The following is a 26338-nucleotide window of genomic DNA, read 5'->3' as shown; positions in this document are numbered from 1 at the left end:
TCTTGTGTTTTGCCCTTTTTGCCACAACGCGCATTCTCGTGTCACCGACTCCCGCACAGTAGAGGCCGGTGCAGCCATTCGCAGGCGCCGCGAGTGCACAGAATGCGGGGGACGTTTTACCACCGTTGAAAAGGCCGTGTTGATGGTGGTCAAGCGAAACGGGGTGAGCGAGCCATTTGACCGCGACAAACTCATTGTCGGTGTGCGCCGCGCCTGCCAGGGCCGTGACGTATCAGATGACGCGCTCAAGCGGCTAGCCCAGCAGGTGGAGGAGACCGTGCGCGCGCAAGGTAGTTCGCAGGTGCCCGCCAACCAGATCGGCTTGGCAGTGCTTGAGCCCTTGCGCGCTTTAGACGAGGTGGCCTACCTGCGCTTCGCTTCGGTCTACAAGTCTTTTGAGAGCGCCGACGACTTTGAGTCAGAGATTCGTCTCATGCGCCGCAGGGACCGCGAAGACTTTTAGCGCAGTACCTTCTAACGCAACGCGTCAGTCATCTTCTCAATACGGCGCTGGCTCACCGGCTGCGGTGTGCCCAAGCGCTGCGCGAAGATGCTGACTCGAAGCTCCTCAATCCGCCAGAGAATGTCCTTGTAGGCTTTCGACTTTTTCCGGTTCGCCGGAAGCGTTGCCATCTTCTGGGCAAGGTAACGCTTCGCGTCATCAATCACCATCTGGCGATCCGCGTCCCGGTCCGGATCCAAACTCATATCTTCAAGCCGAATCCGTATCGCCTCGATATATCGCGGCAAGTGCTGCAAGTGGCCAGCGCCATGCAGGGTAATCGCGTGCTTTGGTAGGTAGAAGTCCAGCTGACTGCGCATATCATTAATCGCCGGGCCCTCCCATTTGGCAAGCTCTGCGCGCATATTGGCAAAGTCCGCAAGGCCCGGGGCAATGCCGACAACGATGCGGCGAACCTCGCCGGCTACCTTCGGCTTAATCTCTGCAAGCAGCGCGTCAAACTCTTCAGGGGTGCGCACGGCACCACCGTGGGCAAGCAGTAGGTCACGGATGACGGCCACGCGGGCATCTTCCACCAAACCTTCAGCACCACCATGGGGGTAGTGGTCCACGGCTACCTTGTGGCGAAGCGGTAGCCCCTTCGTCATCTGTTGTGGTGACACCTGGATCTGGCGAAGCAGCAAAGTCAGCGTTGCCGTGGTCATCGACGCATCCGCCGCTGCCTTCGTGGGGTGCACCGTCACCTTCACGCCACCCTTAGTTGCCTCCAGCGCTGGGTAGGCTTCCACCTCATTGCCGTCAATAACCGTAGTTACAGTTTCCGGCACGGCACCCAAGGTTTCCGCAGTCCAGGCCTTTACCGTTTCGGACTCGCTGCCACGTGCGCGTTTGGATACCGAGGAACGGATACCGCCCGCCTGCCTGCGACGCAGCGCATCCAGAGCCTTATCACTGTCAATGATGTCGCCGCGGCGATCCACTGCCGCATACGTCATCCGCAAGTGTCCAGGCAGCGCGTCCGGCCGGAAGTCTGAGGCATTAATGCCGCTGGCGCCGAGGGAGCGCAGGGCGTTCGTCAAAGCGTCGTCAAGCGGGATGCCCTCTTCAAGCAGGGGCAGGGCACGAGCAGCGAAAACTGGGGCCGGCACCACCGTCCTGCGAAGCTGCTTCGGCAGGGTACGAATCAGCTCCGTAAGCAACTCCTCGCGCAGACCCGGAACCAACCACTCAAAGCCAGCGGAGTCAAGGCCAGCAAGCAGAGGTACTGGCACGAGCACGGTGACGCCGTCGAACGGGTCACCCGGCTCAAACTTGTAGCGCAGCTCATAAGCTACTGACCCCTGCTTGAGAACCGCAGGAAACGCAACCTCGGAGGTATCGATGCCGTCTGAATCCAGCAGCCGCTCCGGATCAAAATCCAGGTAGTGCTTATCCTTGCTGCGCTGCTTCTTCCACCATGAGTCGAAGTGGCGTGCAGTTGTGACATCGGCAGGCAGCTTTGAGTCATAAAACTCAAACAGCGTGTCCTCATCCACCACCAAACCGCGGCGGCGAACCTTCTCCTCAACCTCTGCGGCATCGGCCAGCATCGCCTCGTTGTGCTCGATGAACATGTGGTGGCGGTTCCAATCGCCGCCAATCAGCGCATGCCGGATAAACATATTTCGCGCACCCGCCGGATCCACCCGGTGGTAGGGCACAAGACGATCGCGCACGATGGTTACGCCATACAGCATGGTCTTTTCGTGCACCATTGCACTTGAGCGCTTGCGGGACCATACCGGCTCCGAATAGTTGCGGCGCAGCAAATCGCCTGCGGCTCGCTCGACCCACGCTGGCTCAATCTTGGCTACATCACGCGCGAACAGTCGCGAGGTCTCCACCAGCTCTGCGGCCATCACAAACTCTGGGGGCTTTTTGCTTATCGACGACCCCGGGAAGATCACAAACCTCGTCCCCCGAGCCCCGTTGTATTCCTTAGAATTGCCATCGCGTGCACCGATGTTGGACAGCAAACCGGTCAGTAGCGACTGGTGGATCGAGTCAGCATCACGATTCTCGTTCTGGCTGTTCCAGCCCTTCCAACCAAGCTGCTTTTCCACATCGCGGAGCTGACGCACCAAGTCGTACCATTCACGAATGCGCATGTAGTGTAAAAATTCGCGCTTCATCCGCTTGCGAAACGCGTTGCCAGAAAGCTCATCGCGGGAATCCTTGATGTAATCCCACAGCTTGAGCGCTGAGAGGAAATCGGATTCCTTGTCCTTAAAACGCGCGTGCGCTTGGTCGGCCTGGGCCTGGAACTCCAGTGGGCGTTCGCGCACGTCCTGGATGGTCATGTAGGCGACGATCACGGTGACGTCTTTAAGCACGCCGAGGCGGTCAGCTTCAACGAGCATGCGCGCCATCTTCGGGTCCACAGGAATACGCGCGATGTCGCGTCCGATGTTGGTGAGCACTGGCGCGCCGCCGCGCTCCTTATCCCCAATGGCGCCCAGCTCATGGAGGATCAGCAGGCCGTCTCTAATCGCCTTGGGGTCCGGTGCCTGGATGAAGGGGAACTCCGCAACATCACCAAGCCGCAGCGAGATCATCTGCAGAATCACCGAGGCCAGATTGGTACGCAGAATCTCCGGGTCCGTGAACTCTGCGCGCGCGTTGAAGTTCTCCTCCGAGTAGAGGCGGATAGCAATACCGTCTGCCACACGTCCCGATCGGCCCGAGCGCTGATTTGCAGACGCCTGGGAGATCTCCTCAATGGGAAGACGCTGGACCTTGGTGCGCGTGGAGTAACGCGAAATACGCGCAAGGCCAGTATCAACCACGTAGTGAATACCCGGCACCGTCAGTGAAGTCTCCGCGATGTTGGTAGACAGCACAATGCGCCTGCCGGAATGCGGCGAGAAGACTCTGTGCTGCTCCGCGTTGGAGAGCCGACCAAACAGTGGCACAACCTCGACGCCACGCCAGTGCTTCTTCTCAATCGCCTCCATACAGTCACGGATGTCACGCTCAGATGCGAAAAAGCACAAGATGTCGCCGTCGCCTTCGCGCATAAGCTCCGCGCAGGCATCCACCACACCGTCAATCATGTCAGTGTCTGCCAGCCCGTCTTCACCTTCCAGCGGACGGTAGCGGATCTCAACAGGGTAGGTGCGACCAGAGACCTCAATAATTGGTGCTGGGTTGCCGTGCTTGTCCTTGAAGTGATTCGCAAATGCCTCAGGATCAATCGTTGCTGAGGTGATGATCACCTTGAGATCCGGACGCTTCGGCAAAAGCCGCTTGAGGTAGCCCAGCAGGAAATCGATGTTGAGTGAGCGTTCGTGCGCCTCGTCAATAATGATCGTGTCGTAGGCATTGAGGAAGCGGTCCCGCTGCATCTCCGCCAACAAGATGCCGTCTGTCATCAGCTTGACGGCGGTGGAGTCAGATACGCGATCATCAAAGCGAATGGCGTAGCCCACGGACTGGCCAATGTCCTGGCCGAGCTCGTCAGCAATACGTTCCGCCACGGTTCGAGCGGCCAGCCTTCGCGGCTGGGTATGCCCAATCATGCCTCGGCGACCACGGCCCATCTCCAAAAGCATTTTGGGAATCTGGGTGGTTTTACCAGAACCGGTTTCACCCGCGATCACCACAACCTGGTTGTCGCGCACGGCTGCCATGATGTCATCGCGGCGCGCGGAGACAGGAAGTTTTTCCGGGTAGGTGATTTCGGGCACCAAAGCGTCACGGCCTGCGACTATTGCCGCAGCCTGTTGCATATCCTTGGCAATCTGAGCGCGTGCCGCATCAGACTTTGCGTTTCTCAAACGCCGACGAAATCGGCGTTCATCCGCGATAGTGAGCTGGTCAAACCTGGTCTTATTCATATTCAGGCCACGAGTCTACGGCAGACTCGTAGGCACGCTTGATTATGCTCCCAAGCTCAGCGAAGTGCTCTTTGCGTATAGACGCCGTGCGGAAGACCACACCGACCTCCCTGCCCGCGCCCGAGTCTTTGGCAAAGCGCGCTACGGCAAGGTTTGGCCGGTAGCACTCCGCGGCAAGCGCCGAGACCGGCAGCAATGTTGCTCCCATGCCGGCGACGACCAGTTGCACCACGGTCGTCAGTGAGGACGCGCGCGCCACAGCATGCGCGTTGGCCGTGTTGGCAACACCGGCAGCCTTACACAGGTCGATGACTTGGTCGCGGAGACAGTGACCGTCGTCAAGCAGCAAAAGCTCCAACTGGCCAAGCTGATCCAACGATAAGTCACGCTTGCCGGCTAGCGGGTGGTCCTTGGGCATCACAGCGGCGAACGGCTCAGTGTAGAGCGGGATCTCCTCAAGACCCGGAGTGTCGGCGGGAAGGGCAAGCAGCGCGACATCAATAAGTCCATCGCGCAGCTTCGCCAGCAGGCGCTCGGTCTTTTCTTCAACTACCTGCAGCTGCGTCTGTGGAAACTCTTCTGCAATCAGCGGAAGCAAGTGGGGCAGAAGATACGGCGCGATTGTAGGGATGATGCCAAGCGTCAACGGACCTGCAAACGGGTCAGCTGCGCCACGAGCGCGCACCACTAAGGCTTCAGCGGCATGAATTGCGGCCTTGGCATCGGGCAGTAGCGCCTTACCGGTGGCGGTGACAATCACCTTGCGGGTGGAGCGCTCAATGAGCTGCACGCCCAATCCCTCTTCCAGCGCAGCGAGTCCTTGGGACAGTGAGGGCTGGGAAATGCCGAGCTTGGCCGCTGCGGAACCGAAGTGCTTTTGTTCTGCAACGGTGACAAAAGATCGAAGTTGCGACAGGGTTGGCCTGAACTCTCTATTGGGCATGCCTATTAGCGTAGCGCAACTTTATAAGTTTCTCTTGCAGAGCTCGGAGAGTTGTGGCACACTTGTTGGCGTACCACCCAAATCACAACACCAGGAGGTTTGTTATGCCGATCATGACCGTTGGAGAGCGTTTCCCTGAGTTTGATCTCATCGCATTGAAGGGCGGCAACCTGAAGTCCGCTAACGCATCTTCTCCGGATGACTACTTTGAGCGTGTCTCCCTGGACAAGTACGAAGGCAAGTGGAAGATCGTCTTCTTCTACCCGAAGGACTTCACCTTCGTCTGCCCGACCGAGATCGCTGCGTTTGGCAAGCTGAACGAGGAGTTCGAGGATCGCGACACCCAGGTGCTCGGCGGCTCCACCGACAACGAGTTCTCCCACTTCAACTGGCGCGCAACCCACGAAGAGCTGCTGGACATCCCGTTCCCGATGTTCTCCGATATCCGCCACGACCTGATCCGCGCACTCGGTGTTGAGAACGCAGACGGCGTTGCAGACCGTGCAACCTTCATCATTGATCCGGACGGCATCATCCAGTTCGTGTCCGTGACCCCGGACGCTGTTGGCCGCAACGTTGATGAGGTTCTGCGTGTGCTCGACGCACTGCAGTCCGAGGAAGTCTGCGCATGTGACTGGCAGAAGAACGACCCGACCAAGAACATCGACAAGATGGCAGTGGTCCAGGAGTCCCTGAAGTAGCCCTGAAATAGCTCAGGCGCTTTAGCTTCCGTAACGCCCCGCCCTCCGCACCACATCGTTGGAGCGGCGGGGCGCTTCCATAACAACCTTTCATACCCACTGACACGAAACACGAGGATTAACTATGTCTATTGAGAACCTGCGCAACGCACTTCCGGAGTACGCAAAGGACCAGAAGCTCAACCTGGGTTCCCTCACCCGCTCCACTGAGCTCAACGAGCAGCAGCTGTGGGGCACGCTGGTGGCCTCCGCTGCAGCAACCCGCAACGCAACCGTGATCTCTGAGATCACCGACGAGGCGAAGGAGCACCTCTCCGAGGAGGCTATCGATGCAGCGTTTGGCGCAGCCACCGTCATGGCTATGAACAACGTTGCCTACCGCGCCAAGAACTGGCTGGGCGATGACTACGCACAGGTGAAGTTCGGCCTGCGCATGAACATCATCTCCAAGCCGGGTGCGGACAAGGTGGACTTCGAGCTGTGGTCCTTGGCCGTATCTTCTATCAACGGCTGTGAGCACTGCGCTGTCGCCCACGCCAATGAGGTCCGTGAAGGCGGCCTGACCAAGGAACAGGTCTGGGAAGCAGTCAAGGTTGCCAGCGTGGTCCAGGCTGTCGCCCAGACCATCACTATTGAGGACGCACGCTAGAGCTGCACCCTAGCGGGTGGATCTAGATCCACCCGCTAGATTCCAACCCAGTGCCCGCGCAGCGGGTCAAACGGGTCCAAGATGGGGTCGGTCTTTCCAGTAGCAATCTGCTGAGCAAGCAGCTTGCCGGAGACCGGCCCCAAAACAATGCCCCACATACCGTGGCCGCCGTTGACATACACGTTGGGCACCTTCGTTTGGCCAACCAGCGGCAAACCATCAGGGGTAACTGGGCGTGAGCCCACCCACTCATCCTGGCGGCTGCCCCAATCCACGCCCTGGAACATGGGCTTGGTGGTGTGGATGATCGAATCAATACGCCCCGGCTGGAACGGCTCGTCCGGTCCGCGGAACTCCATGGTGCCCGCCACGCGGAAACGGCCCTCGTAGGGGGTACACGCAACCTTCTGTTCCGGCAGGTACACCGGGCACGTTGCCGGCTTGTCCGTTTCCACACTGAAGGAATATCCGCGGCCAGCCTGCACCATCGTGGTTACGCCTAGCTGGCGAGACAGTTTTGGCAGCCACGCGCCGGTAGCAACAACTACAACATCCGGGTTGAGCCATTCGCCCGTAGAAAGTTTGACCGCAGGTTTGCGGGTGGAACGGACCTCCACAACCTCTACACCAGTGGTGATCGTGCCGCCGCGCTCCTCAATAGAGGCAGCGATCGCCTCACAGTAGGGCCCGGGCTCAATGTAGCGCTGACCATCCAGCTTGTAGATGGCCCCGACCTTCTCGGTGAGCATAGGCGCGAACTCGCGTGCGTGCTCAAGCGAAATCTTTTCAAACGGGATGTCCTGGCCGTGGCGGATAGCGCCCTCGACCTCGCCGAGGAAGCCCTTTGCGTCCTTCTCATTACCAAACCCGACAATGAACGGGGCGGGGTGGCTGGTAGCTTTCACACCACCGGCTTCAAGCTCATCAAAGGCAGCCAACGCCGCCAGGTCTGCCTGGGTCAGTCCCGCCATGGTGGTATCCCATGCGCGTGGGGTGGCATGCGCCATGAACTGGGCGACGAACGCCCACAACTTGGCGTCTACACGCACCGGCACATCGAGTGCCGCGTGCTTATCAAACAGTGCGGTGGGGCCGTAGCGCCACAAACTTGGGTGTGAGAGGGGAATGGTCTTGCCTGGCGCCAGCCAGCCCGCGTTGCCCCAAGAGGCACCGCCGGCTACGCCGACACGATCAACAACCTCAACCTCATAGCCATACTCTTGCAAGTGCCACGCCGTGGCAAGGCCGGTCATGCCGGCGCCGATAACCAATGCCGTAGTCATACGGCAGAATCTACAGGTTAGACCTGCTTCATTTCTAGAGATTGGAGGCGAACTTCTCCGGCCTCATCGGAAGCGTCCAAATCCACCACGCCGTGCAGCTGAAACGCGTTGTCGCCCTCAGGATCTTTGATGATCTGGGTGACGCGCCACGTACGCGTTGTGGTATCTCCCAGGCGGAAATAGTCCGGGCCGCGGGCGTCAGCGCCAAGATCCAAATCGTCGTACTCGTCGAAGTAATCATCCATCGCCGCGGGCCAGTCAACGCTATCCGCTGGGTCGAGATAATCCAGCATGGTGGCAAGCTGGTCTTCCTTCTCGTAGGCAAATAGCTCCGTGAGGCGGAAGAAGAAGTTGCGCACCATGATGGTAAACGCGCGACGGTTTGCAGTCAGCGCATTGGGATCTTCCACGCCGAACGCCAGCTCACGGTCAAGCGCCTCGCGCGAGATGGGGGAGTCCTCATCAGCCATGTGCGCCCACTCATCAATCAAAGAGGAGTCCACCTGGCGGATCATTTCACCCAGCCACACCGTGATGTCTTCGAGCTCATCGTTCATGTAGGCATCCGGGATGGAGTGGGAAAGGGTACGCCAAGCATCCGTAAGGTAGCGCAGCACGACACCTTCAGAACGGGCCAGCCCGTAGGTAGCAATGAGGTCAGAAAATGTCATGGCGTGCTCAATCATGTCGCGCACCACCGACTTCGGTGAGGGCTCAAACTCTTTCGCCCACGGGTTGCCCTCGCAGAAGGTGGAAAACGCTTCTTCCAGTTCCTCTTCCAAGGGCTTGGGGTAGGTGACGTCCTCAATAATCGCCATCCGCTCGGTGTAATCCACCCCCTCCGCTTTCAGCGCTGCGATTTCCTCAGAGCGCTCGTTGTTCTGCTGTGCTTGCAGAAGCTGGCGGGGGTCGTCCAAAATCGCCTCAAACGTGGAGATGACATCGAGCGTGTAGGTCTCGGATTCCGGGTCCAGCAGGGAAAGAAACGCCAGCGCAAATGGGGAGAGTGGCTGGTTAAGCGCAAAATCTCGATCCAGCTCTTGCGTAAGTGTGTAGGGACGGAACGCAGGCGAATCCGGGGTGCGCTCAACAACACCTGCGGCGATCAGACCACGGAAGAGATCTACCGCTGCCAACACGTCGCGATTTTGCTTGGCACGGGTGTCATGGTTGGTGCGGATCAAATGCCGCATGTGCTCATAGCCATTACCGGGGCGCGCAACCACATTCAGCAACATTGAGTTAGACACCTGGAACTGGCTGGTCAGCTCCTCCGGCTCAGCGGTGGTCAAACGTTGGAACGTCTTCTCAGACCAAGACACCTCACCATCACGCGGCGCCTTCTTGCGAAGCTTCTTCAGTTTCTTCGGGTCATCGCCAGCTTTTCGGCGAAGCTTGACGTTTTCAATCTCGTGCTCCGGGGCCTCCACAACCACGGTGCCCTCCGTGTCATAGCCCGCACGTCCTGCGCGGCCAGCGATCTGGTGGAACTCGCGAGACTTCAGGATCCGGCTGCGGGTGCCGTCATACTTGGCCAGGCCCGTCATCAACACGGTACGGATAGGCACGTTGATACCCACGCCAAGTGTGTCAGTGCCGCAAATAACCTTCAGTAGTCCAGTCTGCGACAGGCGCTCCACCAAACGACGGTACTTCGGCAGCATGCCTGCATGGTGGATACCAATGCCGCGGCGCACAAGCTTGGATAGCGTCTTGCCAAACGTGGTACTGAAGCGGAAATCCCCAATCTCTTCCGCAATACGCGCCTTTTCCTCAGCAGTCACAAACGTCATACTGGTCAGTGCTTGGGCACGCTCGGTGGCCTCACGCTGAGAGAAATGCACGATGTAAATCGGCGCCTTGCCGTCGGCCATCAGTTCTTCGATAGTCTCGTGCACTGGGGTAAACACGTAGTGGAAATCCAGCGGCACAGGGCGCTCGGACCCACCTACATAGCTGGTCGTGCGCCCAGTGCGCTCCGTGAGATCATCCTGCAGCCATTGCGTATCGCCCAAGGTTGCAGACATGAGCAGGAACTGCGCCTTCGGCAGCTCAAGCAGCGGCACCTGCCACGCCCAGCCACGGTCGGGCTCAGAGTAGTAGTGGAACTCATCCATCACCACCTGGTCAATGCGCGCGTTAGCGCCCTCGCGCAACGCGATGTTGGCAACGATCTCCGCGGTGGCAGCGATGATTGGGGCGTTGCCGTTTACCGTGGCATCGCCCGTCATCATGCCCACATTCTCCGGGCCGAAGATCTCGCACAGAGCGAAGAACTTTTCACTCACCAACGCCTTGATCGGCGCGGTGTAAAACGAGCGCTGGCCACGCGCCATCGCAATGAAATGCGCCGCGTTGGCCACCATGGATTTACCCGACCCCGTAGGGGTAGCCAAAATAACGTTATCGCCCGCTAGAAGCGCAACAGACGCTTCCTCCTGCGCCGGGTAGAGCGAGATGCCACGTGATTGGGTCCAACGGGTAAACGAATCCCAGACCGCGTCTTCAAATAAAGACTCGGGCACATCCTCCAGGTCCGTCAGGTAATCAGCCAGCGTCACTCGTCACTATCCTCCGTCGGCGTCTCGTTGGTGCTGGTTTCGTTGGTGCTGGTTTCGTTGGTGGGGTTCCACGCAACGTCGTCAAGCGGGAGCTCCCTGACCCTGTCCCTATCCTCAATCGCAGCAAGGAAATTCTCAAACGCCTCAGAAATTTCCTCACCCGTGGGTAGTTCCGCCTCACCAGGCATCATCGCCTGCGGATTACGCTCACGGTAATCAGCCATCTCAGAGTCATAGTTCTTCTCCAACGCCTGCACCACATGCGCAATCTCATCCGACTGCGCCGTCTGCTCCGCCAGCTGACGCGACACTTTTGCCATATCCCGCTCAATGGAGCGCAGCGGCAGCTTCAGATTCACCGAATCCTCCAAAGACTGCAGCAGCTGGTACATGGCATGCGGATACGGGGAGGCGGCTACATAATGCGGCACGTGCGCTGTAAAACCAGCAACCTTGCGCCCACGCTTATGCAGCTCACGCTCAATCATGATCGCCGCAGCCCCAGGCACAGTCACCATGCCATCAAACGTAAACATGGAACCAACCAAATCCCGGTCATTACCATGCGCCGAAACTACAAGCGGACGCGTATGCGGCGTAGCCATAGGTGCGGAATACAGGCAGATGGTCTCCGAAACATCGAACCGCTCCGCCAAATCCGCAACAGCCTCCGAAAACGCCTGCCAGCGAAGATCCGGCTCCGGCCCAGACAGCAGCAAAAACGGTGTGCCAGCGTTGTCTTTGACCACACGCATATCCAACTCCAGCGGCTCCACGTTAGCGATCTCATGGTGGCGCAACGTCACCAGCGGGCGGCGCGAACGGTAATCAATCAGCTCATCGTTATTAAATGTGGCTACGGTACGCGACTCCAGCGCAGCCTTAATGTGATCAGCCGAGCTCTCCACCGCGTGGCCAGCATCCGCATAGCCCTGCAGCGCAACGATCAGGGTAGGCCCCGCCGGGCTATCCCCGCCGACAGCGGGCGCGGGATACTCAAGTTCATACATGCGGCGTTCATCCGACATGGTCAGCCTCCTTCACAATCGCTGCCTAACAACTGCTCCCTACAACGCCATGGGCATTGCCTCCATTCCAACACACTCGGCTGCCCAGTGAACGCATAACGCCAGCACTGGCACCAAGGTGCAAAGGAGGTAAGGAAAAATCTTGCAGCCGTGGGGAACCAAAGCTATCAACACGCGGTCTGAATATGCATGACACACTTTATGAATTCAGATACCGCAATTACCCACCCAGGCAACTTCATCGCCTCAATCCCCGGAGTCTTGGGCTACTACCCCCAAGAGTCCGTCATTATCGTCACTGCCTACGCCGAGCCAGGAAGCAGCGAGGCATTGTACGGACCCGTCTTCCGCGTCGACCTGAGCCTGGCCGACCGTCTCCAAGACGTACTCGACAGCGTGCCAGCCGAAGACATCATGGAAGCCGTCGGCCACTTCGCCATCCTGGTTACCCGCATTCCCAACTCAAAAACAGCCCGCGCAGCCATCAACACCCTGCTCGAACTCACCGACCCAAGTGGGCTCCCGCTTGTCGACGCCTGCTGGCACGCCTCCGAAATAGCCAACTACACCCCATACAGCCTCATCTTCGGACCACCCATGGACCAGCTCATCCGTGCAGGAGTACCCGACAGCTGGGTATCAGGCACTGTTGGCTCCGTCATGGCGCAACCCACCATGCAAGCACTCATCGCACAAGGCGCACTCCCCGAACTAGACAGGGAAGACACCCGCGCCTACTTCGAACCCGAAGCAGGACAGTGGGAAGCCACAAGTGCACAATGCACACAATTGCGACGCCGCGGTGCACGCCTTGCCGCCCACATCGCGCTCTACCCAGAGAAAGTCCGCACCGAAATGGAGCGAGCCTGCGAAATCCTCAAAGACGTAACCCCGCAGCCACTCATCGGTCAAACCTGCCGCCAAACAATCGAGGAGGTCTTCGGCACCACAGAAAACGCCGAACTCATCGCTACAACGCTGACCAAATCCAAACTGCGCGATTGCTTTTTCAATGTCGCACTCGAACACCCGCTGGAAACCGGAGTAGCAATGCTCACCATCGCCCGCGCCTACAGCGGCGCCATCCGAGCCAATGCGTTGAGTATCTGGGCCGTCATTGCCGTGAAACTCAAGCTCTCAAACTGGGCAACCGCAGCCTTAGAAAGCGCCGAAGACGCACTGCCCAATCACTCGCTGTCCTACATCCTCAAACAGCTCTTGCGCGCTGGGCAACACGAAAACATGCTGGAAACCGCAGCTTTTGGCTGCGATGAGATGTGGGAAGAACTGGCAGACCTAGAGCCTGAAACCCGTGAATACTAAGGCAAGTGCACGAGGATCAGCGTGCGCTATGGGAGGCGTCACCCAACTCCTGGGTAAACGCCCATGCGTCACGCACGATCCGGCCAAGCTCCGTACGGGTGGGGTTCCACCCGAGCTCCGCCTGGATCTTCTCCGAGGACGCAATCAGCACCGCAGGATCACCAGCGCGGCGGGGCGCAACCTCCGCTGGGATCTCATGCCCGGTGACTTCCCGGCAGGCCTCGATAACCTCAAGCACCGAGTAGCCGTCACCGGAGCCGAGGTTGTAAATCTTGTGCTCGCCAGCCGTGTTAGCCTCCAGGGCAAGCAGGTGCGCATCCGCTAGATCTCGAATGTGGATGTAGTCACGCACACAGGTGCCGTCCTTGGTCGGCCAGTCATCGCCAAAAACCATGATCTTGTCGCGGTAACCCATTGCCACTTGGAGCACAAGCGGAATCAGGTGCGTTTCAGTCTTGTGGTTTTCACCGATTGAGCCGTAGGCGCCTGCCACGTTGAAGTAGCGCAGGCTGGTTGCCGCCATCCCGTACGCCTGGCAGTAGGAGGTAATGGCGTAATCAATGGATAGCTTGGTCGCACCGTAGGGGTTTGTCGGGCGCGTTGGCGCAGTCTCAACAATCGGCACTTCCTCCGGCTCGCCGTAGGTTGCGGCGGTGGAGGAGAAGACCAGCGAGTTCACCCCATGGGTGCGCATGGAGTCTAGCAGCTGGAGAGAGACGCCAAGGTTGTCGTGCCAGTAGGTTGCAGGTTCCGTCATGGACTCACCTACAAGGGAGCGGGCCGCAAAATGCAGCACGCCGTCAACATCACCAGCACTAAGCACGTGATCAATGACGTCTTCGATACGGCCCTCTACAAACGTTGCGCCGGCGGGCACCGCGTCACGGTTGCCTGTACTCAAGTCATCTACAACTACAACGTCATGGCCCGCTTCAAGCAAAGTTGCGGTACAAACGCTGCCGACATAGCCGGCGCCGCCGGTTACTACCAGTTTCAAAGGGGGTTCTCCTACTTGGTCAGCTCTACGCGTAGTGCGTGGGCGAATTCAGGTGCGAGCTCTACAGTCTCATCATCTTGGGTAGTCAGCGTTACGCCACCGTTTTCCAATGGGGTAAGCGTCACCGTCTGCCCAACGAGAGCTCCAAGGGAGATCACTGGGTTTTGCACCTCAGTGCCTTGCTGCAGGATCTCGCTGATCTGGACAACCTTGACGGTTGCCGGTTCATCCAGACGTAGGTCAACTGCGCGGGTCCCGTTCTGGGCATCAGTTGTGGAGGCTGCGCCAACATCTTCCAGGGACGGAATCGGGTTGCCAAACGGTGAGCGAGTGGGGTCCTCCAGCACCGCAACGACGCGACGTTCAACCTCATCACTCATGACGTGCTCCCAGCGACACGCCTCGTCGTGCACCTTGGCAATGTCCAAGCCAAGCACGTCGGTCAGCAGGCGCTCTGCGAGACGGTGCTTGCGCATCACAGCGGTGGCAAGCTTCCGCCCTTCAGGCGTGAGCGATAGGGAGCGGTCCCGCTCAACCACAATGAGTCCGTCTCGCTCCATGCGGGCAACGGTCTGAGACACCGTCGGCCCGGATTGCTCCAGGCGCTCAGCGATGCGCGCACGCAGGGGAGTGATGCCCTCCTCTTCAAGCTCGTACACGGTACGCAGATACATTTCCGTGGTGTCTACGAGATCACGCATAATCTTTGCCTCTCAAAACAAACGCAGTAGATACGAAAATACTTTAGCCAATCAGCCAAACGCTCGGCACATATGAAAGGACCCATCGGACTATCGACGGGCCCATGCACAGCTACAGAGCGTAATCACGCAGGCGATCTGCGCGCTCACCCACGCGTAGCTTCGCCATAACCTCACGCTCAATCTGGCGGACACGTTCCCGCGACAACCCGTACTGGCGGCCAATCTGATCAAGTGTGCGCGGCACACCGTCCGTTAAGCCGTAGCGCAGGCGGATAACGTCCTGCTCGCGCTGTTCAAGACCATTGATGATGTCCTGGATGTCATCATGCCGCAAGGCGGAAACCACAGCATCCTCAGCGTCGGTTGCCTCGGCGTCCTCGATGAAGTCTCCCAGCGGTGCCTCTTCATCCGCACCAACCGGCATGTCAAGGCTCACCGGGTCACGGGACTGGCGCAGCAGCATCTCAATCTTGGACTCCGGAATGCCAGATTCTTCCGAAAGCTCCTCATTCGTCGGTTCACGGCCCAAGGACTGGTACATCTCACGACGAATGCGTGAAAGCTTGTTTACCTGCTCTACCAAGTGGACTGGAAGGCGAATCGTGCGGGACTGATCAGCCATGCCCCGGGTAATGGCCTGACGGATCCACCAGGTTGCGTACGTGGAGAACTTAAAGCCCTTGGAGTAGTCAAACTTCTCCATAGCGCGAATAAGGCCCAGGTTGCCTTCCTGAATCAGATCAAGCAGCGGCATACCTCGGCCGGTATAACGCTTGGCCAGGGAAACAACGAGGCGCAGGTTTGCCTCAAGCAGGTGTGCGCGTGCTTTGCGGCCCTGTTTGGCCAGGATCTTCAGATCACGCTTCTTAGCGCGGGTGAGTTTGACCTCAGGGTCATCCAACAGGTGCTGGGCGTAAAGACCAACCTCAATCTGCTGGGCTAGCTCAACTTCTTCTTCCGCGTTGAGGAGTGCGGTCTTGCCGATGCCGTTCAAGTAAACGCGGACAAGATCTGCCGACGGGTTATCGTTGGTCTGGTTCCTGCGGCTGCCACGGTCAACCTCTTGGGTTTCTGCGGCATTGGCGTGATCCGGGGCATGATCCGGCTGAGTCAAGTGCTGCCTCCTCGATCCCTTTAATTTTTTGAGTCCATCTTGCTAACGCCGCCAAAGGCGAAAATGTTCCCGCAGTTCCAGACACACAGCATCCGTGCAGAATATGTACAGTCTGGCTTATGGGTTGACCGGTGTCCAATGGAATGAACATGGGATCCGATCACGCGTTATGTGATTTTTACCACGCGGTCTAGGGGTTGTCTATCGTTTCGGGATCAGGCCTCAACAATGACGGTAAACGGACCCTGGTTCACGCTTGCAACCTGCATGTCAGCGCCGAAAATGCCCTCTTCAACATGAATATTTCTTTCGCGTAACGCTGTGGCAATCTTGTCCATCACGGGTTTGGCAAGCTCACCTGGGGCTGCGTCTGACCATGATGGGCGACGCCCCTTTGCGGTGCGACCCATCAGCGTGAACTGGCTGACTAACAACACTGGGGCAGCAGCGTCAGTGACGCTGCGCTCACCGTCAAGGATCCGCAGCTCGGCGATCTTGCGTGCAACTGTTTCCCACGCATCCTCTGCATCGTTTACGCCCACGCCTACAAGCGCGAGGATCCCTCCGGTTTCAGGGCAGTCGATTGCTCCAACTACCTCGCTGTCCACAGTTACAGAGGCGCTGGACACACGCGTTAGCACTGCCTTCATTTGACTTCGCTCCTTCTTTGATCCCGTCGTCGATTTCAGTGATATCAGCGGGGATGACCACACCGTGGCGCACCAAATCTGTAATCGCGGCTACGGCACTTTGTTCAAGCGCGGTAACGTCCTGATCGCTCTCTATCCCGCGTGATGACGCGAAGATCCCCACCACATCTCGTAGCACTAACCCATTCGGGTGTAGGCCGGCAAGCACCGTGCGTAGATCGGCGTTGATTTCGTGGGAGAAACGTGGGCCGTCGGTGCGGGTTACGCGCACCACCTCTTCTGTGAAGCCCATGCCGGTTTCCGTATCTGCAACCGAGACCTCTTCAATCGCCACACCTGGACGCACCAGAAACCTCGAATCCAGTACATCGTCTGCATCTTTGTCGCGCAGCCAGGCGGCGCGGAGGAAATACTCCTCTACCTCAGGACCTAGGGGATCGGTAAACGGATGGCTGAGTTCCTCAGCGGTGATTTCGCTGGGGTGATCGCCAATGTCTCGCAAAAATACCCAACCGAACCCAATCGCGTGAACGTTGTTGTCATCGAAATGGGCAAGCCAGGCTTGGGTGCGTTCGATGGCTTCGGGCGAGCGTGGGTCAAGCGACTCATCTTTCAGCCAGGTAGACACGTACATGCCTGGATCCACCACATCACGTTGCAGTACCCAGGCGCTGACGCCTTGAGACGAAAGCCACGACGCAACGCGCGACTGCCACGACTCATCAACGGTGTGCACCCAAGCGCCCAAGATGTATGCGGTGCCATCTTCAGCCAGGTGGTCAGGAGTCTCACGGACCACAAGTTCCGTCGCACCGTCCAGGGACAAACCAGAATCCCGATAGACGTGGCCAACCTCAGGCAACCCGACTACAAACGGCGGGTTTGCCACGATGCGGTCGAACCGTTCACCCGCAACAGGAGCAAACCACGCACCTTGGCGCAACTCGATGTTATCCACCCCGTTCGCGGCCAAGGTCACCTCGGCGAGGTCCAGCGCGCGCTGGTGAATGTCAGTAGCAACCACCTTGCGCGCAACGTCAGCCTGCGCAAGCGCCTGAACACCAGAGCCAGTACCCAAATCCAACACTCGATCCACCGGCGTTACGGGGGTTGCAGACAGCAGTGACAGCGACGCAGCGCCCACACCCAACACGTGATCACGGCCGGGAACAACGTCAGTCACCGAAGCATCACAATCAGACACCACCAGCCGCTCATGCCCCGCAATCACATGTGGACGAATGTCAAAAGCGACGGTGACCTCGCCGGAGGGGGTTGGGGTGGTCAACGAGGCGTCGATAAGCAAAAGCCCAAGCTCACGACCAAGCATCTGCGTTATCTGCTCTGGCGTAAACGGGCGGCGCAACAGGAAAAACCGAATCAACTGATCCAGCTGCGAGCCACCGAGCGTGGCGTGCAACACCACACCCGGTTCACCGCGGTACAGGGCATCCGTAGCATCCGGGCCCAAATGTGCCGCGATGCCGTCGGCGGTAAACGAGGCGGCTGACAAAACATCTGCAAGCTCACGCAATAACGAAGCATTGGGGATAGGGGAATTCACCACACAAGTTCCTTTACGCGGTTATCTGTCTGAGGGCAGCTACTCAGGCTTTTCTTCGTGCTCGATGATACTGAGCGCCCCCGTGCTGTCATCACTGCCCGAGGAACCAGCTTCCAACTCAGCACGCCGCGCCGCCTCCAAGCGTTGCTCCTCACGAATCACCGCAGGCTTATACACATTGCGCTGACGTGCATCACGCTTCTCACCCTGGCCATTAGCCACCATCACTGACAGCCACGGCAGGGGAATAGAAACCACAAACAGGATCGAGGCGAGCCACCAATTGTTCCAAGCAAACGCAGAAACCATCGACAGCGCCAGTAACGGCATACGGATGCCCTGCAAAATCATGTACTGCTTCTCGCGCGAACGGCGATTGAGCTCAGGGGAACGCTGCGCATCTGTAATCAACACACGACGACGCCTGCGCGCACGCCGCTTTGTCGACGATGCCTCAACATCCTCAACATCCACATCAACCGTCGGCTGTTGATCGTGGAAGTGGTTATCCGTAGCGCCCATAGGCTTTTCACTCTAACGCATTGCTACACCCAGCCCGTTGTCCGAATGTGGGGTCCGTGGGGCATGATGGTTGGCGTGAATACGACGACGAAGACGCTCGAGCGCACAGACATACGAGAAGACACATCGTCGACCACCGACGACGGAACCCCAAAGTTCTTCCACTACGTAAAGAAGGACCAGATCATTGATTCCGCTGTCTCCGGCAAGATGGTGGTTGCACTTTGCGGGGAAACCTTCCCTGTGAAAAAGCAGGCCAAGCCGGGGTCCCCGGTGTGCCCGGACTGCGAGCGGATTTTTAAGGGGTTGCGCAGGAAGTGACCGCTTCCAACCTGCGCGCGTGGCAGCAGGAGGCGCTTGACCAGTTCATGCGCACCATGCCACGCGATTTTCTGGCTGTGGCTACCCCAGGTGCGGGTAAAACCACCTTTGCGTTGACGCTGGCGTCTCGCCTCCATGAGGCGAAGTCCGTGCAGCGCATCATCGTGGTGGTGCCAACGGAGCACCTGAAGCACCAGTGGGCGGAATCAGCGAAGCGTTTTGGGCTTTCGCTGGATCCGAATTTCACCAACTCGTCTGCCGTCAACGCGTCCTATGACGGCATTGTGGTGACCTATGCCCAGGTGGGTATGCACCCGTTTAAGCACCATGCGGTGGCGTCTGCGCGCAAGACCATGGTGATCTTGGATGAGATCCACCACGCCGGTGACGCCCGCAGCTGGGGAGATGGTGTGTATGAGGCCTATAACGATGTTGAGCACCGCTTAGCGCTGACGGGTACGCCGTTTCGTTCCGACGACTCGCAGATCCCGTTTGTCCGCTACGTCGAGGACGGCGAGGGCCACCTGATCTCCGAGTCGGATTACACCTACGGCTACGCCGAGGCGCTGCGTGACGGCGTTGTGCGCCCCGTTGTCTTCCTTGCCTATTCGGGTGAGGCGCAGTGGAAAGATTCCGCGGGGGAGGAGTATTCGGCACGTCTCGGTGAGCCGTTGAATGCGGAGCAGACCGCCAAGGCGTGGCGTACCGCGCTGGATCCGAAGGGCGACTGGATTGCGGCTGTGCTGAGCGCGGCCCACACGCGTTTGTTGAAGCTGCGCGTCAACATGCCCGATGCTGGCGGCCTGGTCATTGCTACGAACAAGACCACCGCGCGCGCCTACGCTCGCATTTTGGAGAAGATCAGCTCCACCCCAGTCACTGTGGTCTTGTCAGATGAGCCGGGGGCTTCCGCGCGTATCGACGAATTCTCCGCCTCCACCGACGAATGGATGGTGGCTGTCCGCATGGTGTCTGAAGGTGTGGACGTGCCGCGCCTGGCGGTAGGCGTCTACGCAACCTCCGCCTCGACGCCATTGTTTTTCGCGCAGGCGATCGGCCGTTTTGTACGCTCCCGCCTGCCGGGGGAGTCCGCGTCCGTGTTCTTGCCCTCTGTGCCGGTGCTGTTGCAGTTGGCCGAGGAGATGGAAGTGTCCCGTGACCATGTTCTGGGCAAACCACACCGCGAATCCGGGTGGTCCGATGAGCTTCTGGAACAAGCGAACCGGACGCAAACTGAACCGGACGAAGAGTCCAACTACGAGGCCATCGGTGCTTCGGCGGAGCTAGATTCGCTGATTTTCGACGGCTCCACGTACGGCACCCCAACCCTTGCCGGCTCCGCGGAGGAGCAAGACTTCTTGGGACTGCCGGGACTGCTTGACCCGGAGCAGGTCAAAGCCCTGCTGCGCAAGCGCCAAAGCGATCAGTTGGACGCGCGTGAGGCGGAGGAGAAGGCACGCAAGGCTGCCGAGCGTGCTGAGATTGAGCGCGCGAAAATCTACGGCGAACCCGTCAAGCAGCCAGAGCCCGAGCATTCTGGTGCGAGCGAGGATAGTGGCGCCGGTGTGGCGGCCGACGAAATCCCGCAGCTGCGTAAGGAACTCAACGCCCGAGTGGCCATTGTTGCCGGCAAGACCGGTCGGCCGCACGGTGCGATTCATACCGAGGCCCGTAAGGCCTGCGGGGGACCGCCGACGGCGCTGTGCAACGCCGAGCAGCTGCGCGAGCGAATTAATTACCTCCGCGGCTGGTAGTTTCCGCAGAATCGGAGCCCTGCATTTTCGCCGAACGGCACCGGCGCCTACCGGCCACCGCCAGAATGGGGGGGCGGCGCCAGAATGAGGGGTCGGCGGGCAGCGTCGAAACACAGATATGCAGGACAAGATATGCAGGAGTAATGGTCAGAGCGTTTTTTCAATAAGACGCCGTTAATGAAAAATGCTCGTGACCTGGGGACCTGCATATCTTCCCCTGCATATTTGTTGAAACCAGACCGCCCAGCGCCAACGAGCACGACCGGCCACCACAAGACCTCATCCACTGTTCACAATCTCGGTGTGCGAATCAGCTACCTCTGCGGCTAGTAATTTCTGGCTGGTACAGTTTCTTCATACAAATCTCTAACGTAAGTGAGGAAAATCATGACCAATAACCCGAACAATGACGGCTTCAACCATCCAGAGGGCTACACCAGCTACGGTGAAAATAGTTACGGCGCCAATAACTACGGCGCTAATGGCTACGGCGAAAACGGTTACGGCGAAAACGGTTACGGCGAGGGTGGCTATGGGCAGCAGAACTATGACTCTGCTTACGGCCAGCAATACGGCGCCAACGGCTACAACCAGCAGTACGCTCAGCCGGGCTACAGCACTGGTGCCCCTGCACCGGTGAACAACCTCGCGCTTGCGGCGTTGATCGTTGGCATCGTCTCCCTGCTACTGCTCCTGCTCTTTCCGTGGATTGCTGTCCCTGGCGGTATTGCCGCAATCGTGTTGGGCGTGATGGGCCAGCGCAAGGCCAAGGAGATTCAGGCGGCTGCTGGCGGGTACCCAGTGCAGACCCGCAAGGGAATGGCCATTGGTGGTCTTGTCACCGGTATCATTACGCTCCTGGTTGGCGCAGCGCTGCTTATTTTCGGTTTTTGGATCTGGAACCAGGTGCAGGGCTGTGAGCAGTACATTGATGACCCTGCGGCACTTGAGAAGTGTGTTGAAGAGCGCCTGCTTGAAAAGTTTGAGAGCAATTAACCTGAAAGTAGAACCCGCTGCCGACGGTTTGCCAGCACTAAAGCTAGAAAGCTAAAGCCCGAGCAATTGCTCGGGCTTTAGCTTTGCGCCAGTGCGGTCCTACCTAGTCCTTTGTCCTTTGTCCTTAGTCCAGGTAGTCGCGCAGCACCTGGGAGCGCGACGGGTGGCGCAGCTTCGACATCGTCTTGGATTCGATCTGGCGGATACGCTCACGGGTAACACCGTAGACTTGGCCGATTTCGTCGAGGGTGCGCGGCATGCCGTCGGTAAGACCGAAGCGCAAACGAACCACGCCGGCCTCACGCTCGGACAGGGTGTGCAGCACATCCTGCAGCTGATCCTGGAGCAGAGTAAAGGACACCGCGTCCACCGCGACAACCGCCTCGGAGTCCTCGATGAAGTCACCGAGCTGGCTATCGCCCTCATCACCAATCGTCTGGTCAAGCGAGATCGGCTCACGAGCATACTGCTGGATCTCAAGGACCTTTTCTTCGGTGATGTCCATTTCCTTCGCCAGTTCAAGCGGCGTCGGTTCACGGCCAAGATCCTGCAGCAGTTCACGCTGGATGCGGCCAAGCTTGTTAATTACCTCGACCATGTGCACCGGAATACGGATGGTGCGTGCCTGATCGGCCATGGCACGGGTAATGGCCTGGCGGATCCACCACGTTGCGTAGGTGGAGAACTTGTAGCCCTTGGAGTAGTCGAACTTCTCCACAGCGCGAATCAAGCCCAGGTTGCCTTCCTGGATCAAGTCAAGGAAAGCCATACCGCGGCCGGTGTAGCGCTTAGCAAGGGACACAACCAGGCGAAGGTTCGCCTCAAGGAGGTGATTCTTTGCCTTGCGTCCATCACGAGCAACAGCACGCAGATCGCGCTTCACGGTGGGGGTGAGCTTTGCCTCTGCATCTCCCTCTTCCGCTGCACGGGTCATCTCATCCAAGCGGTACTGGGCATAAAGACCTGCCTCAATGCGCTTAGCCAGAGACACCTCCTGCTCAGCGTCCAGCAGAGCAACCTTGCCAATTTGCTTGAGGTATGCGCGAACAGAGTCAGCGGAAGCAGTCAGCTGTGCGTCCTTGCGCGCCTGGCGTAGGGCAGCAGACTCCTCGATGTCCCAGACAGAGGCGCCCGAGTCTTCTTCCTCGTCCTCTTCGTCCTCTTCGTCCTCATCGCGTTCGACATCATCTTCATCGACGTCGTCTTCGTCTACGTCGTCTTCATCGAGACCTTCGCCAAAGTCATCCTCATCGTCTTCATCAAGAAGATCAGGATCGTAGTCAATATCGCGGCCGTCGTCCTCCGCATCAACCTCGTCATTGTCAAGGTTCAGCTCAGTATCAGTTGACTCAAGTGCCTCATCAACTGCAGCTTTTACCGCCGCCTTACGCGTGGTCTTCTTTACTGCCTTCTTCGCAGTCTTCTTGACCGTTTTCTTGGCGGTCTTCTTCGCCGTCTTCTTCACAGCCTTTTTGGCGGTTTTCTTCGCGGTCTTCTTGGCCGTCTTTTTCGCCGTCTTCTTGGCAGTTTTCCGGGCGGGCTTAGCTGCTGCCTTACCAGCCGCGCTGTCAGAGTCGCCGCCGGAGGCAGTCACATCCGCGTCATTGACGGAATTAGTGCCCGAAGCTTTCCTGGCTACCACGTACGCCCTTTCGCCTATTGAACAAATACGGTCCCGCTATTCAGAACGCCCATAGTAACAGCGGACGAGAAATAATATTCCACCGACCCGCCGCGCAGAGCGTCAAATCATGTTATGGCTTGACGTGTTCATACGCCGCCATCGCGGCGCCCACAATACCTGCACGGTTGCGAAGCTTCGCCGGAATGACCGGCACATCCACCGTCAGACGCGGCACCCACTTGTCAGCCTTGCGGGAAATACCCCCGCCAACAATGAACGCGCTCGGGTTGAACAGGCGATCAAACTCGTGCAGCACCGTATCTACGCGTTTAGCCCAGTCCTTGAAACTCAGGTCCTCGTTGTCTTTGACTGCGGAGGACGCGAGGTGTTCGGCCTCCACTCCGTCGATAAGCAGATGGCCCAATTCGGTATTTGGAAACAGCTTGCCGTCCGCGAAAAATGCCGAGCCGATGCCAGTGCCAAACGTGAGGAAGATAGCACCGTTTTGCTTGGCCTGCTCCTCGCCAAAAGCGACTTCGGCAAGGCCGGCCGCATCTGCGTCATTAAGAATGGAGAGCTCCCGGCCAGGCAAGTGTGTGGCCAAAAGGTCGTGGCAATTGGTACCAATCCACGCTTTATCGATATTGGCAGCAGTCACCGCGACCTGATTTTTGATCACGCTTGGCAACGCAACGCCAACTGGGCCGTCCCACTCGAGCTGACGCACGACCTCTGCAACCACTTCACCAACTGCCTGGGGCGTGGCCGGTTTCGGGGTGGCAATTTTCACGCGCTCAGATACGAACTCACCCGTATCCAAATCAACAATTGCACCTTTGATACCGGAACCGCCGACGTCAATACCCACGCCTAAGTTGGAAGTTGTCATACCGGCGAGTCTATCGCCACCGCGGCGCTGCTTGCACCTCTGGCACGATGGGGCCATGCCTAAGACCCAGAGCACGACCCCAAGCCCCGAAGAACTCAAAGACCTCTGTGTGCAGCTTGCTCGTGAGGCGGCCGCACTCGTGGCCCACCAGCGTGACTTCCTTTCGCGCCACGGCTCGATTGCGCAGGTCACCTCAACCAAATCCTCCGCAGTAGACCCAGTTACGGCAGTGGATAAGGCATCCGAAGCCCAGATTGTGCGCCAGCTTCGGCAGCTTCGGCCAGACGATGGGATTGTTGGTGAGGAAGGTGCAAACGTTGCGGGAAGCACGGGCGTGAGTTGGGTCGTCGACCCTATCGACGGCACCGTGAACTTCCTCTACGGCCTTCCTGCCTATGCCGTGTCAGTGGGGGCGGCGATTAACGGCCAGTTTGTCGCCGGATGCGTAGTAAACGTTGCCAACGGCGATTGCTACTTCGCAGCAGCCGGGGCAGGGGCGTGGGTTGAGCGTGAGGGTGAGACGGTGCAGCTTCGAGCTTCCCGTGCGGATGACACGGCGACCTCGCTTGTAGCTACCGGCTTTGCCTACGACTCTGCTTGGCGTGCAAAGCAGGCAGTGTTGTTGCAGCGGATCTTGCCGCGCGTGCGCGACATTCGCCGTTTCGGCTCCGCCGCATTGGACCTATGCCATCTTGCAGAGGGGAGGGTGGATGCCTACTACGAGCACGGCACACATCCATGGGACTACGCTGCAGGAGCTGTGATCGCGGCTGAAGCAGGAGCAACAATCCAGCACCCTGGCCTGGAGGATCAAGGGGCGATTGGGGCACCGGTGATTGCCGCTGCGCCGCGTGTGTGGGATAGCTTTGTAGACCTCCTGGAATCCAGCGGTGCTACACAACCAATGGAGGGATAATAAATTACCCCCGTTACCCCTATTTACCAGCTTTGATGACAGAAATGCTTGTGTGTTTTAGTATTCCGCTGATACCGGGCCCTCTCGGAGGCCCGTAAACACGTAACACAGCTGGAGGAATCACACCATGGCTACCGACTACGATGCGCCGCGCCGCCGGATGGACGACGACATCGAGACCGACTCTCTCGAAGGCCTGAAAGCCGCGGAAGTTGCTGGCAGCAGCATGGATGATGACGGTGAAATCGTCGAAGCGTTTGAACTGCCCGCACAGGAGATTTCCGGTGAGGAGCTCAACGTTGAGGTCAAGCCGCGTCAGGATGACGAGTTCACGTGCTCGTCCTGCTTCTTAGTGCAAAAGCGCAAGCGCCTTGCATACGAGGAGCCGAACGGCGCCATGATCTGCCTGGACTGTGAGTAGAACTGACTGCGGCTAATTACGCGGTCTGGCCGCTAGGGGTGGGCGGCCGCTGCCTGTTCGGGCAGGAACGTTTCCAGTACTCGTTCCGGGTTGCGGGTGGCAATCATCCAGTACGGGGTGGGATCTTCTGGATCATCGAGCACGAGTAGGACGTGTTCCGGAACCCAGGTGTGGGACACCAGGAACGCGGCTGGGTCAAGCTGACGGCCAAGTGCGTTCTGGCGCGCAGATGCCGGCACCACGGTTGAACGCGTTACTACGTTTGCTGGCAGGTTCGCGTCTTCGACGATGAGCCAGCGTGTGCCATCTGCGTCCATTTCTACTTGGACCACTGTCTTTGACAGCCAAATGAGGAACCACAGCACCATCGCCCCGATGAGGATGAGCGGGATGATGAACCACCAGATATTGCGGTTGAGTCCAAATTGGCCCGCCAGCAGCAGCGTCAACCCTAAACCGGTGGCCCACCAGTACCAAGGGACCCACTGGCGCTCCGTGTAGAGCACTTGCGGGGAAGCGTTCGGGGAAACGTTGTTGTCGGTCACCCATCAAACCTTAGTAGGGTTGGCTGGGTGAGCGAATTAGTACTGACTGACCTTCCCCCCTTGCGCGTGAAGCGCCTCGACCCGGACATCCCAATGCCGTTTCGTGCGCATGCTGGCGATGCCGGCGCAGACCTTCACTCCGCTGAAGACATTACGTTGCAGCCAGGGCAGCGTGCGCTGGTTTCCACAGGCATTGCTGTTGCGTTGCCAATGGGCACCGTTGGGTTGATCCATCCCCGTTCTGGACTTGCGGCAAAACAGGGTCTGACCATTGTGAACGCCCCCGGCACTGTGGATGCGCAGTACCGTGGTGAGCTGAAGGTGTGCTTGTTGAACACGGATACAACCACCCCGATTGAGATCACCCGCGGGATGCGCATTGCCCAGTTGGTGGTGCAGAAAGTGGAGCTGGTTGATTTTGTTGAAGTGGATGAACTGGATGACACAGAGCGCGGTGCGGGCGGTTACGGTTCTACCGGCACCCACTAAAGTCAG

General features: G+C 58.7%; 24 protein-coding genes. 10 read left to right on the top strand and 14 right to left on the bottom strand.

All coding sequences use genetic code 11. The features are described 5' to 3' along the window. The first annotated feature begins 4 nt into the window (after positions 1-4). Complete coding sequence (gene nrdR / locus I6I71_RS10200) at positions 5-463, top strand: transcriptional regulator NrdR (protein ID WP_052203978.1); 459 nt, start codon at positions 5-7, stop codon at positions 461-463. 11 nt (positions 464-474) lie between these two features. Here the strand turns inward: nrdR and hrpA are convergent, their stop codons facing one another. Continuing rightward, on the bottom strand, positions 475-4338 hold the full coding sequence (hrpA, locus tag I6I71_RS10195) for an ATP-dependent RNA helicase HrpA (RefSeq protein WP_201820807.1): 3864 nt from the start codon (positions 4336-4338) through the stop codon (positions 475-477). Beyond that, entirely contained in the window at positions 4331-5281 is a 951-nt protein-coding gene (locus tag I6I71_RS10190) for a hydrogen peroxide-inducible genes activator (protein ID WP_201820799.1), read from the bottom strand. Before I6I71_RS10190 ends, hrpA begins: the two co-directional genes overlap by 8 nt. Positions 5282-5385: 104 nt before the next feature. On the opposite strand from I6I71_RS10190, the gene I6I71_RS10185 reads away from it, so the two are divergent. Both I6I71_RS10185 and I6I71_RS10180 read left to right on the top strand, forming a co-directional pair. Then, positions 5386-5982, top strand: a complete 597-nt coding sequence (locus I6I71_RS10185) for a peroxiredoxin (RefSeq protein WP_052203982.1) — start codon at positions 5386-5388, stop codon at positions 5980-5982. 124 nt (positions 5983-6106) lie between these two features. Further along, positions 6107-6631: a carboxymuconolactone decarboxylase family protein gene (locus tag I6I71_RS10180; RefSeq protein WP_070494767.1), complete on the top strand. Its 525-nt coding sequence runs from the start codon at positions 6107-6109 to the stop codon at positions 6629-6631. Between the two features lie 35 nt (positions 6632-6666). Here the strand turns inward: I6I71_RS10180 and I6I71_RS10175 are convergent, their stop codons facing one another. The 3 genes from I6I71_RS10175 to I6I71_RS10165 are packed head-to-tail and all read right to left on the bottom strand — an operon-like array spanning position 6667 to position 11503. Further along, positions 6667-7914 (bottom strand): NAD(P)/FAD-dependent oxidoreductase, encoded by a 1248-nt coding sequence (locus I6I71_RS10175; protein WP_201820797.1) that lies wholly within the window; start codon positions 7912-7914, stop codon positions 6667-6669. 17 nt (positions 7915-7931) lie between these two features. Further along, a complete protein-coding gene (locus tag I6I71_RS10170) occupies positions 7932-10475 on the bottom strand; it encodes a DEAD/DEAH box helicase (RefSeq protein ID WP_052203990.1) in 2544 nt (847 codons plus the stop codon). Continuing rightward, on the bottom strand, positions 10472-11503 hold the full coding sequence (locus I6I71_RS10165) for a PAC2 family protein (RefSeq protein WP_201820795.1): 1032 nt from the start codon (positions 11501-11503) through the stop codon (positions 10472-10474). The genes I6I71_RS10170 and I6I71_RS10165 overlap by 4 nt, the downstream gene beginning before the upstream one ends. Positions 11504-11704: 201 nt before the next feature. Between I6I71_RS10165 and I6I71_RS10160 the strand changes: the two genes are divergently transcribed. Beyond that, positions 11705-12826 carry a DUF4192 domain-containing protein gene (locus tag I6I71_RS10160; RefSeq protein ID WP_201820792.1) on the top strand — a complete coding sequence of 374 codons (1122 nt, stop codon included), beginning with the start codon at positions 11705-11707 and terminating at the stop codon, positions 12824-12826. Between the two features lie 16 nt (positions 12827-12842). Here the strand turns inward: I6I71_RS10160 and galE are convergent, their stop codons facing one another. From galE to I6I71_RS10130, 6 genes are all read right to left on the bottom strand, one after another. Next, positions 12843-13823: a UDP-glucose 4-epimerase GalE gene (gene galE / locus I6I71_RS10155; RefSeq protein WP_201820790.1), complete on the bottom strand. Its 981-nt coding sequence runs from the start codon at positions 13821-13823 to the stop codon at positions 12843-12845. 11 nt (positions 13824-13834) lie between these two features. Then, positions 13835-14524 carry a metal-dependent transcriptional regulator gene (locus I6I71_RS10150; protein WP_052203998.1) on the bottom strand — a complete coding sequence of 230 codons (690 nt, stop codon included), beginning with the start codon at positions 14522-14524 and terminating at the stop codon, positions 13835-13837. A gap of 112 nt (positions 14525-14636) precedes the next feature. Further along, the gene (locus I6I71_RS10145) at positions 14637-15641 is read right to left on the bottom strand and encodes a sigma-70 family RNA polymerase sigma factor (RefSeq protein ID WP_052204000.1); all 1005 of its coding nucleotides are present in this window, start codon (positions 15639-15641) and stop codon (positions 14637-14639) included. 215 nt (positions 15642-15856) lie between these two features. Further along, entirely contained in the window at positions 15857-16291 is a 435-nt protein-coding gene (gene dtd, locus I6I71_RS10140) for a D-aminoacyl-tRNA deacylase (RefSeq protein WP_201820788.1), read from the bottom strand. After that, complete coding sequence (locus tag I6I71_RS10135; RefSeq protein ID WP_236587307.1) at positions 16212-17855, bottom strand: DUF7782 domain-containing protein; 1644 nt, start codon at positions 17853-17855, stop codon at positions 16212-16214. The genes dtd and I6I71_RS10135 overlap by 80 nt, the downstream gene beginning before the upstream one ends. 39 nt (positions 17856-17894) lie before the next feature. Further along, positions 17895-18377 carry a DUF3099 domain-containing protein gene (locus tag I6I71_RS10130; RefSeq protein ID WP_201820786.1) on the bottom strand — a complete coding sequence of 161 codons (483 nt, stop codon included), beginning with the start codon at positions 18375-18377 and terminating at the stop codon, positions 17895-17897. A 63-nt stretch (positions 18378-18440) separates the two neighbouring features. Here I6I71_RS10130 and I6I71_RS10125 point away from each other — a divergent pair, with 63 nt between their 5' ends. The 3 genes from I6I71_RS10125 to I6I71_RS10115 all read left to right on the top strand — a co-directional run bounded on the left by I6I71_RS10125 (position 18441) and on the right by I6I71_RS10115 (position 21448). Beyond that, entirely contained in the window at positions 18441-18698 is a 258-nt protein-coding gene (locus I6I71_RS10125; RefSeq protein WP_371327056.1) for a DUF3039 domain-containing protein, read from the top strand. A 47-nt stretch (positions 18699-18745) separates the two neighbouring features. Further along, positions 18746-20452 (top strand): DEAD/DEAH box helicase, encoded by a 1707-nt coding sequence (locus I6I71_RS10120; protein ID WP_101734382.1) that lies wholly within the window; start codon positions 18746-18748, stop codon positions 20450-20452. A gap of 387 nt (positions 20453-20839) precedes the next feature. Then, positions 20840-21448: a DUF4190 domain-containing protein gene (locus tag I6I71_RS10115; RefSeq protein WP_201820784.1), complete on the top strand. Its 609-nt coding sequence runs from the start codon at positions 20840-20842 to the stop codon at positions 21446-21448. A gap of 124 nt (positions 21449-21572) precedes the next feature. Here the strand turns inward: I6I71_RS10115 and I6I71_RS10110 are convergent, their stop codons facing one another. Continuing rightward, on the bottom strand, positions 21573-23090 hold the full coding sequence (locus tag I6I71_RS10110) for an RNA polymerase sigma factor (RefSeq protein WP_083278958.1): 1518 nt from the start codon (positions 23088-23090) through the stop codon (positions 21573-21575). A gap of 112 nt (positions 23091-23202) precedes the next feature. Then, positions 23203-23961 carry a polyphosphate--glucose phosphotransferase gene (ppgK, locus tag I6I71_RS10105; protein WP_070494776.1) on the bottom strand — a complete coding sequence of 253 codons (759 nt, stop codon included), beginning with the start codon at positions 23959-23961 and terminating at the stop codon, positions 23203-23205. Positions 23962-24016: 55 nt separating this feature from the next. Here ppgK and I6I71_RS10100 point away from each other — a divergent pair, with 55 nt between their 5' ends. After that, a complete protein-coding gene (locus I6I71_RS10100; protein WP_101734331.1) occupies positions 24017-24877 on the top strand; it encodes an inositol monophosphatase family protein in 861 nt (286 codons plus the stop codon). Between the two features lie 127 nt (positions 24878-25004). Beyond that, positions 25005-25298 carry a DUF4193 domain-containing protein gene (locus I6I71_RS10095; RefSeq protein WP_052204010.1) on the top strand — a complete coding sequence of 98 codons (294 nt, stop codon included), beginning with the start codon at positions 25005-25007 and terminating at the stop codon, positions 25296-25298. Between the two features lie 32 nt (positions 25299-25330). Here the strand turns inward: I6I71_RS10095 and I6I71_RS10090 are convergent, their stop codons facing one another. Further along, positions 25331-25843, bottom strand: coding sequence for a DUF3093 domain-containing protein (locus I6I71_RS10090; protein WP_052204012.1), 513 nt, complete (start codon positions 25841-25843; stop codon positions 25331-25333). A 42-nt stretch (positions 25844-25885) separates the two neighbouring features. Between I6I71_RS10090 and dut the strand changes: the two genes are divergently transcribed. After that, a complete protein-coding gene (dut, locus tag I6I71_RS10085; protein ID WP_083439890.1) occupies positions 25886-26332 on the top strand; it encodes a dUTP diphosphatase in 447 nt (148 codons plus the stop codon). Positions 26333-26338: the final 6 nt, after the last annotated feature.

It is taken from the genome of Corynebacterium riegelii (genome assembly GCF_016728505.1).
Lineage (GTDB): Bacteria > Actinomycetota > Actinomycetes > Mycobacteriales > Mycobacteriaceae > Corynebacterium > Corynebacterium riegelii.
The sequence above is the reverse complement of the archived record's forward strand: the minus strand, read 5'-3'. Positions and strand labels throughout refer to the sequence as shown.